This window comes from Achromobacter sp. 1011811831, assembly GCF_059760905.1.
In genome coordinates this window covers 1-11,173 of the sequence record NZ_JCBANG010000142.1, presented here as the reverse complement: position 1 = coordinate 11,173, position 11,173 = coordinate 1, and the positions used below count along the sequence as shown (strand labels likewise).

Sequence of the window (11,173 nt, the reverse complement as noted above, 5' to 3'; positions counted from 1 at the left end):
TTGCGGCGCCGCCGCGCCTTGTGTTGTCCCTTCAATGCCGTTCGCGGGCGTCGCCCCGGCTGGACGGCCAGCCCGGTCGGACTTTTTCCCCTTGGGACGTCCCCAAGGGGAAAAGGCCCCGCCGGCAAATCCCGGCCCGCAACGCGGGCAGGGCGCGGGCCAGTCCCGCGCCAAGCTGTACGCGCATCGCCGTCTCCGGCGCGGCCTGGTCCGCCAGGTCGCTCCCGAGGCGCAAGCGCCGAAACGGAGCCTAGAACATGTTTCCTGAAATCATTCCCGCCCGACAGGTGCGGGCGGCGATCGACGGTTTTGTCGATCATCTGGTGACCAATTACGCCGATACGCTGGAAAGCCTGGCGCAACCCGTGCTGCACGCGCTGGTGTGGCTGGAGCAGCTGCTGCGCGGTTCGCCCTGGTGGGCGGTGGTGGCGGCGACGGTGGCCCTTGCCTGGCTGGTCAGCCGACGCATCGGGCTGAGCCTGGCCATGGGCGCGCTGCTGTGCGTGATCGGCGTGCTGGGCATGTGGGACGCCGGCATGCAGACGCTGGCGCTGATGATCATGGCCGCCGGCCTGTCGGTGCTGATCGGCATTCCGCTGGGTGTGCTGATGGCGCGCGTGAACTGGCTGCGCTCGGTCATGCTGCCGGTGCTGGACGTGATGCAGACCATGCCCAGCTTCGTCTATCTGATTCCCGTGGTGATGCTGTTCGGCCTGGGCAAGATCCCCGCCATCATCGCCACCGTCATCTACGCGGTGCCGCCGCTGATCCGCCTGACCGACCTGGGCATCCGCCTGGTCGACCGCGAGGTGCTGGAGGCCTCGCGCGCCTTCGGCGCCAATCCGCGCCAGCAGCTCTTCGGCGTGCAATTGCCGCTGGCCCTGCCCAACATCATGGCCGGCATCAACCAGACCACGATGATGGCGCTGTCGATGGTGGTCATCGCGTCGATGATCGGCGCGCGCGGGCTGGGCTATGAGGTGCTGCTTGGCATCAACCGCCTGGAAGTCGGCCGCGGCCTGCTGGCCGGGCTGGGCATCGTGGTGCTGGCCGTGCTGTTCGACCGCATCACCCAATCCTATGGACAGCGCATGCGCAAGGGAGGCCAGCGATGAGCAAGATCGAAGTCAAGAGCATCTACAAGGTATTCGGGCCGCATCCCGCCAAATGGCTGCAGGCCGCCCAGGGCGGCATGAGCAAGGAAGCGCTGCTGGCCAAGAGCGGCCACACGCTGGGCCTGCGCGACATCAGCCTGTCGATCGACGAGGGCAGCATCTACGTCATCATGGGCCTGTCCGGCTCGGGCAAGTCCACGCTGATCCGCCACTTCAACCGCCTGATCGAGCCCAGCGCCGGCCAGATCCTGGTCGATGGCGTGGACGTGGTCAGCCTGAACAAGCGCGACCTGGAAACCTTCCGCCAGAAGAAGATGAGCATGGTGTTCCAGCGCTTCGGCCTGTTCCCGCACCGCACGGTGCTGGAGAACGCCGCCTATGGCCTGGCGGTGCAGGGCGTGGGCCGCGCCGAGCGCGAGCGCCGGGCGCGCGACTGGCTGGAACAGGTCGGCCTGTCGGGCTTCGAGCAGCAGTATCCGCACCAGTTGTCCGGCGGCATGCAGCAGCGCGTGGGCCTGGCGCGCGCGCTGGCCACCGACGCCGAGATCCTGCTTATGGACGAGGCATTTTCCGCGCTCGATCCGCTGATCCGCCGCGAGATGCAGGACCAGCTGCTGCAATTGCAGGCCAAGCTGAACAAGACCATCGTGTTCATCACGCATGACCTGGACGAGGCGCTGCGCCTGGGCAACCGCATCGCCATCCTCAAGGACGGCGAGCTGGTGCAGGAGGGCACGCCGGAAGACATCCTGCTGAACCCGGCCAACGACTACGTGCAGTCCTTCCTGCAGGATGTGAACCGCACCAAGGTGCTCAACGCCACGCACGCGGTCAACCCGGCGCGGTTGACGCTGACCATGCGTTCGCGTCCGGCGCATGCCCTGGAACGGATGCGCGCCATGAACTATGAATACGCGCCGGTGCTGGACGGCAAGCGCCTGGCCGGCGTGCTGACCGCCGAGGCGGCGCTGCGCGCGGGCCAGGAGGGCGCGCGCGACGTGTCGCGCTACGTCGAGGAACTGGCATCGGTACCCGCGACCGCCGGTCTGGGCGAGGTGCTGGCGCAGCTGGTGCACAGCGACCAGCCGGTGGCCGTGACCGGCGAGGACGACGAATTCATCGGCATGCTGTCGCGCAAGAAGGTGGTGGAGCTGGTGACGCCGGCCCTGTCCGAGACGGCGCCGGCGGAAGGCGCCGAGGCCGCGCCAGACCTGCCGCAGCCGGAGGACGGCGCCGTGGCCAAGGCCGGCCCGGAGCGGCGCGACGAGGCCGCCTGACGTCCCCTGCGCGCGCCATCCGGCCAGCCTTCCACGCCGCGCGAGCCGGCGCGCCGGCCAGTCCGGGCAAGGCCCTGGCTCCATCCATGATGGGCCAGGGCCTTTTGCATGCGGGCGCGCTATGGATATGATGGCTGGCGCCGCGCAACCCAGCGACGCGCGGCGACACCCGTCTCATTCATCCCGTCCGCTGTGGAAATCCGTCATGCCCATCCTGAACATCCAGATACTGCAAGGCCATGCGGCCGCCGAAAAATCCGGGCTGCTGCGCGCGGCCTCCGAGGCCGTCGTCCAGAGCATCGCCGCGCCGCTGTCCAGCGTGCGCATCGTGCTGCATGAAGTGCCCGCCGGGCACGTGATCGTGGCCGGCGAGATCGGCAAGCGCATGGCGCAGGTGGACGTGGCGCTGATCGAGGGTCGCGACGAGGCCAAGAAGGCGGCGCTGATCGCGGCGCTGAACCAGGCGGTGTGCGGCGCCATCGGCATTTCCGGCGAGGACGTGCGCGTGCTGATCCGCGACGTGCCCAAGAGCGACATGGGCGTGGCCAACGGCCTTTCCGCCAAGGCGGCCGGCCGCTAGCGTGCGGGACCGTCCCGGCCCGTCTCGCGCGGGCCGGCCGGCATTCTTTCCGTCCCTTGATCTGGAACGGATATTGGCCGCCGGCGTGTCGGCAAGCGTGCCGGCCGCGCGGGTATGATGGCCGGAACAACCAGGAGGAATCACCATGAATGAAGTCATCGTCGCGTCCGCCGTTCGTACCGCCATCGGCGATTTCGGCGGCGCGCTCAAGGACGTGCCGCCCTGCGACCTGGGCGCCACCATCATCAAGGCCGCGCTGGAGCGCGCGGCGGTCAAGGGCGACGAAGTTGGCCATGTGGCCGTGGGCCACGTCATCAATACCGAGCCGCGCGACATGTATCTGTCGCGCGTGGCCGCCATCAATGCCGGCATCGCCAAGGAAACCCCGGCCTTCAACGTCAACCGCCTGTGCGGTTCGGGCTTGCAGGCCATCGTCTCGGCGGCGCAGACCATCATGCTGGGCGACGCCGAGATCGCGGTGGGCGCCGGCGCCGAGAGCATGAGCCGCGCGCCGTACATCGCGCCGGCGCAGCGCTGGGGCGCGCGCATGGGCGACAGCGTCATGCTGGACATGATGACCGGCGCGCTGTCCGATCCCTTCGGCCGCATGCACATGGGCGTCACCGCAGAGAACGTGGCGGCCAAGTTCGGCATCAGCCGCCAGGACCAGGACGCGCTGGCCGCCGAATCGCATCGCCGCGCGGCCGCCGCCATCGAGGCCGGCCATTTCCGCGACCAGATCGTGCCGGTGACGCTGAAGTCGCGCAAGGGCGACATCGTCTTCGACACCGACGAGCACGTGCGCCGCGACGTCACGGCGGACAGCCTGGCCGGCCTGAAGCCGGTGTTCCAGAAGGAAAACGGCACTGTCACGGCCGGCAACGCCTCGGGCCTGAACGATGGCGCCGGCGCGGTCATCCTGATGAACGCCTCGGTCGCCGCCAAGCGCGGCGTCAAGCCGCTGGCCCGGCTGGTGGCCTACGCCCATGCCGGCGTCGATCCCAACATCATGGGCATCGGCCCCGTGCCGGCGACGCAGGCCGCGCTCAAGCGCGCCGGCCTGACGGTGGACCAGCTGGACGTGATCGAGGCCAACGAGGCCTTCGCCGCCCAGGCCTGCGCCGTGTCGCGCGAGCTGAAGCTGGACCCGGCCAAGGTCAACCCCAACGGCAGCGGCATCGGCCTGGGCCATCCCATCGGCGCCACCGGCGCCATCATCACCGTCAAGGCGCTGCACGAACTGCAACGCGTGGGCGGCCGCTACGCGCTGGTGACCATGTGCATCGGCGGCGGCCAGGGCATCGCCGCGATCTTCGAACGCATCTGAGCCCCCCCACGGCGCACCAACCGTTGAACGGACGCGCCCGCCAACAAACGGACGCGCCCGCCAACAAACGGACGCGTCCAACAGACAGGAAATGGACGCGTCCGACGGAAGCAGATGCACCCCATGAAAACGGGTGCCCCCATCGGGATGCCACGGATCCGGCTCCGCCGGTCCGTAGGCATGCCCCCTAGAGGGGGAAGCGCGTGAGCGCTTCGGGGGTGGGTTCCACCCTCTACAATCGCGGCCATGCGCAGATCTTCTTCCCCCTCAGAATTCGACCAGCCCACGCTTTCCGAATCGGACGGCGTGCGCTACCTCCACTTCAATACCGAATGGGTGCAGGGCGCCATGCGCGTCAAGAACCCGGCCGAGCTGGTGCTGGAATACACCGGCCAGATGATGGCCTGGTTGCTGTTCCTGGAACCGCCCAAGGAAGAGGCCATCGGCATGCTGGGCCTGGGCGCCGGCTCGCTGGCGCGCTTCTGCGCCAAGCACACGCGCAGCCCGCTGCTGGCGGTGGAATGGAACCCGGCCGTCACCGCCGCCGGCCACATGTTCTTCCGCCTGCCCGGCCAGAACCGGCTGCAGGTCGAACATGCCGACGCCGGCGCCTGGGTGGCCGATCCGCTGAACGCCGGGCGCTGTCCGGTGCTGATGGTGGACCTGTACGACGCCCAGGCCCAGGGGCCGGTGCGCGACAGCGTCAAGTTCTACCGCGATTGCCGGCGTGTGCTGGGCGAGGTCGGCGTGCTGGCGGTCAACCTGTTCGGCCGCCACGAGAGCTTCGGCAAGAACATCGACAACCTGTCCAAGGCCTTCGACGACCGCGTGATACTGCTGCCCGAGATCGACGCGGGCAACCAGATCGTGCTGGCCTTCTCGGGGCCGCGCCTGGCCGTCACCCCGGCCGAGCTGCTGGGCCGCGCGGCCATCGTCGAGGCGCGCTACGGCCTGCCGGCGCGCCGCTGGGCGCGGGCGTTGACGGCGCACGCCGTGGACGGGGTCCTGCACCTGTAGGACGCGTCCGAGCCGGCATCATGCCGGCCCCGGTCTGGCCGGGGCGGCGCGCGCCTCGGGCCAGGCCGCGAGGACGCATCGTTTCCGTTCATTCAGGGTAGTCCCGGGGGCGGGCGGGGCTTTACCGGCCCCGCGCCGGGGTCTACTATGTCCGTGTTCATAATTATGAATTACGGCGCAGTCCAGGCCGTCCGACCATGACCGCTCCCATCGTCCGGCAAGCCCTGTACCTGGAAGTCGCGGATCGCCTGCGCGACATGATCCGCGTGCGCGCCCTGCGCAACGGCGAATGGATCGACGAGCTTCGGCTGGCCGGCGAAATGGGCATCTCCCGCACGCCGCTGCGCGAGGCCCTCAAGGTGCTGGCCACCGAAGGGCTGGTGCGGCTGGAGCCGCGCCGGGGCTGCTTCGTCAACGAACTGTCGGCGCAGGACCTGGAAGACATCTTCCCGCTCATGGCCATGCTGGAAGGGCGCTGCGCTTTCGAGGCCGCGCGCAAGGCCGACGATGCCGAGCTGGCCGCGCTGCAGCCCTTGCACGATGACCTGGCCGGACATGCCAAGGCCGGCCGCATCGACGAGTACTACCACACCAACTACCTGATCCACGAAGCCGTGCAGGCCCTGGCCGGCAATCAATGGCTGGTCGACATGGTGGGTCAGCTGCGCAAGGTGCTGAGCCTGTCGCGCCATCGCAGCCTGTCCTGGCCGGGCCGCATCGAGGAGTCCTGCGCCGAGCACCTGGCCATCTATGCGGCGCTCAAGGCGCGCGATGCCCAGGGCGCCGAGGCCCTTGCCCGCAATCATTTAATGCGCCAGCTGGAAGTGCTGCGCGCCCTGGCGCTGGCCGAGACCGCCGGCGCCTCCGATCCGTCCGGCCCCATCGTCATGGAGGAACCTGCCCATGTCCGCACCCGAATCGCTCGCGCGCGTCGCGCGCACGCCTGAGTCCGACACCGGATTGCACGAAGAGGCCGCCAATGACGCCGCCGACGGCCTGATCGCGCGCCTGGGCCGGCTGTGGGAGCGCGGCCGCCTGCCCAGTGAAGCCGAGGTCCGCCGCCTGTTCGAGGCGCGGCTCACCGACGTGGCGGCCAACAAGCTGGCGCGGCGCTGGATCGAGCTCTATGCCGCCGCGGCCGGCAAGGAACGCCGCCTGATGCTGTCGGCGCTGGCCCAGGTGCGCGCCACCTATGCCGGCGATGGCGGCGAGGGCGTGCGCTTCTTCAAGCGCCTGAACGCCCAGTCGCAGGGCCTGCGCTTCCTGGTGGACCTGCGCGCCGACATGCTGCGCTGGCGCAAGCAGGTGGCGGGCCTGCAGGGGCTGGACAAGGAACTGGAAGGGCTGCTGTCGGCCTGGTTCGACGTGGGCCTGCTGGAGTTGCGTCCGCTGACCTGGGACTCGCCCGCCTCGCTGCTGGAGAAACTGATTCTTTACGAAGCCGTCCACGAGATCACCTCGTGGGACGACCTGCGCCACCGCGTCGCGCCCGACCGTCGCTGCTATGCCTATTTCCATCCGCAGATGCCGGGCGTGCCGCTGATCTTCGTCGAAGTAGCCTTCGCCGGGCAGATGGCCGGCAATGTGCAGGCGCTGCTGGACAGCTCCGCGCCGCCGCAGGACCTGGACAAGGCGCGCTGGGCGATCTTCTATTCCATCTCCAACACGCAGCCCGGCCTGAAAGGCATCAGTTTCGGCAATTTCCTGCTCAAGCGCGTGGTCGAGCAGCTGCTGCAGGAACTGCCCAAGCTCAAGTCCTTCGCCACGCTGTCGCCGATCCCCGGCTTCTCGGACTGGCTCGGCAAGCTGGACGCCAAGGCGGTGCAGGGCATCGTGCGCGACGGCAAGGGACGCGAGCGCGACGGCGGCCACGACGGTCAGCGCTGGGTCGCGCACCTGTCGCGCGCGGCCGGGGGCAAGGCGCCGGAGGCGCTGCGGCGCGCCGGCTTCCGGCTGGCGGCGCACTACCTGCAATCCATGAAGAACGGCGCGCCGCTGGACGCGGTGGCGCGTTTCCACCTGGGCAACGGCGCTCGCATCGAGCGCCTGAACTGGGCCGCGGACACCTCGGTCAAGGGCCTGAAGCAGTCCTGCGGGCTGATGGTGAACTACCTGTACGAGCTGGACGAGCTGGATGACAACCTGGCGCGGCTGGGCGAGGGCAAGCCGCAGGTCAGCCGGGGCGTCAGCCGCGCGGGCTGAGCGCCGACGCGGCGACAACGGTGACGCCGGGGCGACCAGGCAAGCACGACCGTGCAAGAACAAGAGGCAAGCTCCAGGACGGAGCGGACATGAGGGGCGGACGGACATGAGCGCAGGGCAGGGCGGCCGCGTGCGGCTGGAAATCGACGGGCCTCTGGCCTGGGTCACGCTGTCCCATCCGGGGCGGCTCAACGCCATCACCGTGGGCATGTGGGGCGAGCTGCGCGCGGTGTTCGAACAGCTGGCGGCCGACATGACGTTGCGCTGCGTGATCGTGCGCGGCGAGGGCGGCAACTTCGCCGCCGGCGCCGACATCCGCGAGTTCCCCGCCGAGCGCGCCGACATGGCCGGCGTGCAGCGTTATCACCGCGAGGTGCTGGCGCCGGCGCTGGCGGCCGTGGCCGCCTGCCCGCATCCGGTCGTGGCGCAGATCGAAGGCGTGTGCGTGGGCGGCGGACTGGAGATCGCCAGCCAGTGCGACCTGCGCATCGCCGGCGCGTCCGCGCGTTTCGGCGCGCCGATCAACCGCCTGGGCTTTCCGATGGCGCCCGACGAGATGCGCGGCCTGATCGCGCTGGCGGGCCGCGCGGCCGCGCTGGCCATTTTGCTGGAAGGCCGCGTGTTCGGCGCCGATGAAGCGCGCGGCATGGGACTGCTGACCCGCGTGGTCGACGACGCCCAGGTGGCGACGGAGGCCCGCCGCAGCGCCGAGCGCATCGCCCAGGGCGCGCCGCTGGCCGCCCGCATCAACAAGCGCCTGTCGCGCAGGCTGGCCGAAGGCGGCCCGCTGAGCGAAGACGAATACCGCGATTATTTTTCCTACGCCGAGAGCCGCGACCACAAGGAAGGCGTGCGCGCCTTCCTGGCCGGCGAGGACCCCACCTTTACCGGAGACTAGACAAGGTGAGCAACGCCAATCTGTACGCTGTCCTGCAAGGCGGCTTCCCCGCCGATCGCAGCAAGGTCGCGCTGGAGACGCCCGACCTGCAATACACCTGGGACGATATCGACCGCGCCACGGCCTGCATGGCCAATCTGCTGGCCTCGCTCCGGCTGCCCGAAGGCGCGCGCGTGGCGGTGCAGGCAGAGAAGTCGCCCGAAGCGCTGCTGCTGTACCTGGCCACGCTGCGCGCGGGCCTGGTCTACCTGCCGCTGAACACCGCCTACCGCGAGGCCGAGATCGAATATTTCCTGGAAAACGCCGAGCCCGCCGTGGTGGTGTGTTCCAGCAAGAACCGCGAGTGGGTCCGGCGCGCCGCCGACCAGGCCGGCTGCGCCCATGTCTACACGCTGGACGAGGACCGCAGCGGCACGCTGCTGGATGCGGCCGGCGGCCTGTCGCAGCGTTTCGAGACCGTGGCGCGGCGGGCGGACGACCTGGCCGCCATCCTGTACACGTCCGGCACCACCGGCCGCAGCAAGGGCGCCATGCTGTCGCACGGCAATCTCGCATCCAACGCGCGCGTGCTGCATCAGTACTGGGGCTGGCGCGCCGACGACGTGCTGCTGCACATGCTGCCCATCTTCCACGTGCACGGCCTGTTCGTGGCCTCGCACGGCGCGCTGCTGGCCGGCGCGCGCATGATCTGGCTGCCCAAGCTCGACATCGAACAGGCGCTGCGCTACCTGCCGCGCAGCACGGTGATGATGGGCGTGCCGACCTACTACGTGCGCCTGCTGGCCGATGCGCGCTTCGACCGCAAGGTCTGCGCGCAGATGCGCCTCTTCATCTCCGGCTCCGCGCCGCTGCTGGCCGAGACCTTCGCCGATTTCAAGCAGCGCAGCGGCCACGCGATCCTGGAGCGCTACGGCATGAGCGAAACGGTCATGCTGACCTCCAACCCCTACGCGCCTGGCGACGGCGAGCGCCTGGCCGGCACGGTCGGACGAGCGCTGCCGGGCGTGCAGGTGCGGGTGGTGGACGACGCCGGCCTGGCGCTGGCGCCGGGCGAGATCGGCAACGTGCAGGTGCGCGGCCCCAATGTGTTCTCGGGCTACTGGCGCATGCCGGAAAAGACGCGCGAGGAATTCACGGCCGATGGCTGGTTCAAGACCGGCGACGTGGGTCGCTGGGGCGGCGAATCGGCCGGGCGTGACGTGCCGGCCGATTACCTGTCCATCGTGGGACGCAGCAAGGACCTGATCATCTCCGGCGGCTTCAACGTCTATCCGAAAGAGATCGAGACGCTGATCGACGACATGCCCGGCGTGGCCGAATCCGCGGTCATCGGCGTGCCGCACGCGGACTTCGGCGAGGCCGTGGTCGCGGTGGTCGTGCCCAAGGCGGGCGCGGCGCTGGACGCCGACGCCATGCAGGCCGAGCTGAAGGCGCGCATCGCCAACTTCAAGGTGCCCAAGCGCCTGCACGTGGTCGACGAGCTGCCGCGCAACGCCATGGGCAAGGTGCAGAAGAACGTGCTGCGCGAAACCTACAAGGCGCTCTGACCCGCGCCGCCATGATGGCGCCGGCCCGCCTGGCCGGCGCCTTTTTTCCAAGGAGCCTCATCCGCCCACCAGCCCTCATCCCACCCGCAGCTTTCCAATAATTCCCAAGTACTAGAAAGAAGAACGAGACGGGATGCGGAACCTCCGCGCCGTCCGCACGCTGCATGCCAGAGGAGACAATATGAAGACCCGCAAGACTGCGGCGGCCCTGTTCGCCGCCGCCGCGCTGATGGCCGGCGGCCAGGCCGCCGCGCAATGGCCCGAACGCCCCGTGACGCTGATCGTGCCGTTCCCGGCGGGCGGCGGCACCGACACCTTCGCCCGGCCGCTGGCCCAGCAGCTGACCCAACAGCTCGGCCACTCGGTCGTGATCGACAACAAGGGCGGCGCCGGCGGCACCGTGGGCGCCGGCGTCGCGGCCAAGGCCCGGCCCGACGGCTACACCTTCTTCATGGGCGGCGCCCATCACGCGCTGGCGCCGTCGCTGTACAAGAGCCTGAACTACAACATCCAGAAGGACTTCGTGCCGGTCGCGCTGGTGGCGCAGCCGCCGCAGGTGGTGGTGATCAACGCCAGCAAGCTGCCGGTCAAGACGCTGCAGGAATTCATCGACTACGCGAAGAAGCGCCCCGGCGACATCAACTTCGGCACGGCGGGCAAGGGCAGCACGCACCATCTGGCCGGCGAGCTGTTCGCCATGCAGACCGGCATCAAGCTGGTGGACGTGCCCTATCAGGGCGCGGGGCCGATGCTGTCGGCGCTGATCGGGGGGCAGGTCGACCTGGCGTTCGATGGGCTGGGTTCGTCGGCCGGCCACATCCGGTCCGGCGCCATCAAGCCGCTGGCGGTGGCCGCGTCCGAGCGTTCGCCGTCGTTGCCGGACGTGCCCACCGCCGCCGAGGCCGGCGTGCCGAACTACGTGGTGTCCACCTGGTACGCGATCTGGGCGCCGGCCGGCACGCCCAAGGAGGCCGTGGACCGCATGACGGCGGAGATCACCAAGGCCCTGAACACGCCCAAGATCAAGGAAATCTGGGCCAGCAACGGCTCGGCCATTCCGGCCATGACGGGCGCCGATTTCGGCCAGTTCGTCGACAGCGAGGTCGGACGCTGGGCCAAGGTGGTGCAGGATTCCGGCGTGAAGCTGGACTGAGGCCGCGCGCAAGGGCGAGGGAAGGCGGCGGCCGCGTTGCGCCCGCCGCCTTTTTCT

General features: G+C 69.5%; 10 protein-coding genes. All 10 read left to right on the top strand.

All coding sequences use genetic code 11. From position 1 onward, the window contains the following. Positions 1-257: 257 nt before the first annotated feature. The gene (locus tag AC6LJ9_RS29335; RefSeq protein ID WP_498150285.1) at positions 258-1,115 is read left to right on the top strand and encodes an ABC transporter permease; all 858 of its coding nucleotides are present in this window, start codon (positions 258-260) and stop codon (positions 1,113-1,115) included. Beyond that, entirely contained in the window at positions 1,112-2,392 is a 1,281-nt protein-coding gene (locus AC6LJ9_RS29330; RefSeq protein WP_498150284.1) for a quaternary amine ABC transporter ATP-binding protein, read from the top strand. Before AC6LJ9_RS29335 ends, AC6LJ9_RS29330 begins: the two co-directional genes overlap by 4 nt. 205 nt (positions 2,393-2,597) lie before the next feature. After that, entirely contained in the window at positions 2,598-2,972 is a 375-nt protein-coding gene (locus tag AC6LJ9_RS29325; RefSeq protein WP_498150283.1) for a tautomerase family protein, read from the top strand. A 145-nt stretch (positions 2,973-3,117) separates the two neighbouring features. Further along, positions 3,118-4,299, top strand: a complete 1,182-nt coding sequence (gene bktB, locus AC6LJ9_RS29320) for a beta-ketothiolase BktB (RefSeq protein ID WP_498150282.1) — start codon at positions 3,118-3,120, stop codon at positions 4,297-4,299. Positions 4,300-4,545: 246 nt separating this feature from the next. Continuing rightward, entirely contained in the window at positions 4,546-5,316 is a 771-nt protein-coding gene (locus AC6LJ9_RS29315) for a class I SAM-dependent methyltransferase (protein WP_392409062.1), read from the top strand. Between the two features lie 197 nt (positions 5,317-5,513). Next, positions 5,514-6,263, top strand: coding sequence for a GntR family transcriptional regulator (locus AC6LJ9_RS29310; RefSeq protein ID WP_103273672.1), 750 nt, complete (start codon positions 5,514-5,516; stop codon positions 6,261-6,263). Beyond that, positions 6,220-7,518: a malonyl-CoA decarboxylase domain-containing protein gene (locus tag AC6LJ9_RS29305; protein WP_498150281.1), complete on the top strand. Its 1,299-nt coding sequence runs from the start codon at positions 6,220-6,222 to the stop codon at positions 7,516-7,518. The genes AC6LJ9_RS29310 and AC6LJ9_RS29305 overlap by 44 nt, the downstream gene beginning before the upstream one ends. Before the next feature lie 106 nt (positions 7,519-7,624). Next, positions 7,625-8,416, top strand: coding sequence for an enoyl-CoA hydratase/isomerase family protein (locus AC6LJ9_RS29300; RefSeq protein WP_498150280.1), 792 nt, complete (start codon positions 7,625-7,627; stop codon positions 8,414-8,416). A gap of 5 nt (positions 8,417-8,421) precedes the next feature. Further along, entirely contained in the window at positions 8,422-9,963 is a 1,542-nt protein-coding gene (locus AC6LJ9_RS29295; RefSeq protein WP_498150279.1) for a malonate--CoA ligase, read from the top strand. A gap of 181 nt (positions 9,964-10,144) precedes the next feature. Beyond that, on the top strand, positions 10,145-11,116 hold the full coding sequence (locus AC6LJ9_RS29290; RefSeq protein WP_498150278.1) for a Bug family tripartite tricarboxylate transporter substrate binding protein: 972 nt from the start codon (positions 10,145-10,147) through the stop codon (positions 11,114-11,116). The last annotated feature ends 57 nt before the right edge of the window (positions 11,117-11,173 follow it).

What these genes read in the sequence shown, in the direction of transcription:
- AC6LJ9_RS29335 (WP_498150285.1), top strand. Translation starts at nt 258, where the DNA reads ATGTTTCCTGAAATCATTCCCGCCCGACAGGTGCGGGCGGCGATCGAC.
- AC6LJ9_RS29330 (WP_498150284.1), top strand. Translation starts at nt 1,112, where the DNA reads ATGAGCAAGATCGAAGTCAAGAGCATCTACAAGGTATTCGGGCCGCAT.
- AC6LJ9_RS29325 (WP_498150283.1), top strand. Translation starts at nt 2,598, where the DNA reads ATGCCCATCCTGAACATCCAGATACTGCAAGGCCATGCGGCCGCCGAA.
- bktB (WP_498150282.1), top strand. Translation starts at nt 3,118, where the DNA reads ATGAATGAAGTCATCGTCGCGTCCGCCGTTCGTACCGCCATCGGCGAT.
- AC6LJ9_RS29315 (WP_392409062.1), top strand. Translation starts at nt 4,546, where the DNA reads ATGCGCAGATCTTCTTCCCCCTCAGAATTCGACCAGCCCACGCTTTCC.
- AC6LJ9_RS29310 (WP_103273672.1), top strand. Translation starts at nt 5,514, where the DNA reads ATGACCGCTCCCATCGTCCGGCAAGCCCTGTACCTGGAAGTCGCGGAT.
- AC6LJ9_RS29305 (WP_498150281.1), top strand. Translation starts at nt 6,220, where the DNA reads ATGTCCGCACCCGAATCGCTCGCGCGCGTCGCGCGCACGCCTGAGTCC.
- AC6LJ9_RS29300 (WP_498150280.1), top strand. Translation starts at nt 7,625, where the DNA reads ATGAGCGCAGGGCAGGGCGGCCGCGTGCGGCTGGAAATCGACGGGCCT.
- AC6LJ9_RS29290 (WP_498150278.1), top strand. Translation starts at nt 10,145, where the DNA reads ATGAAGACCCGCAAGACTGCGGCGGCCCTGTTCGCCGCCGCCGCGCTG.